Source organism: Rhodobacter sp. P2_H5, from assembly GCF_056403335.1.
Map to the genome: position 1 here is coordinate 1 of NZ_JBFUFS010000157.1, position 518 is coordinate 518.

1 protein-coding gene and 1 pseudogene are annotated in these 518 nt (G+C 65.6%); both read right to left on the reverse strand.

Annotated features, from left to right (window positions below):
- A pseudogene (locus AC1DVR_RS24070) lies at nt 1-233 on the reverse strand (D,D-dipeptide ABC transporter permease); the annotation flags it as partial.
- Nucleotides 217-518 (reverse strand): ABC transporter permease subunit (locus AC1DVR_RS24075; RefSeq protein WP_478003136.1); only part of this gene is annotated, 302 nt, incomplete at its 5' end. The pseudogene AC1DVR_RS24070 and the gene AC1DVR_RS24075, both read right to left, overlap by 17 nt.

Consider the following 518-nt stretch of genomic DNA (forward strand, 5'->3'; position numbering starts at 1 on the left):
CCGTAGATGATGCGCGACAGGGTATCGCGGCCCAGCTGATCGGTGCCGAGCCAATGCGCAAGGCTGGGCGCCTGCAGCTTGGCCCGCACATCCAGCGCCAGCGGGTCAGAGGGGGCGAGGAGGGGTGCTGCGATGGCCATGATGACGAAGAGGGTGACAAGGATCAGGCCCATCAACCCCATCGGATCGCGGATCAGTGCCCGCAAGGCGCGGGTGTCAGCGGGCCAGCGCATCGCGCACCCTGGGGTCGAGATTTGCAATCAGCAGATCGGCGCAGGTGATCACCACCAGATAAAAGGCCGTGGTGACCAGAACCGTGCCCATCACCACCGGATAATTGCGCTTGAACACCGCCCCGGTGATCAGCGTGCCGATGCCGGGGCGCGAAAACACGGTCTCGACAAAAACCGCGCTCGACAGGATGCCGCCAAGGCCAACCGCGATCACCGACAGCGTCGGCACGATGGCCAGGCGCAGGGCATAGCGGGTGACGACGCGGTGTTCGGGCAGGCCGAAGG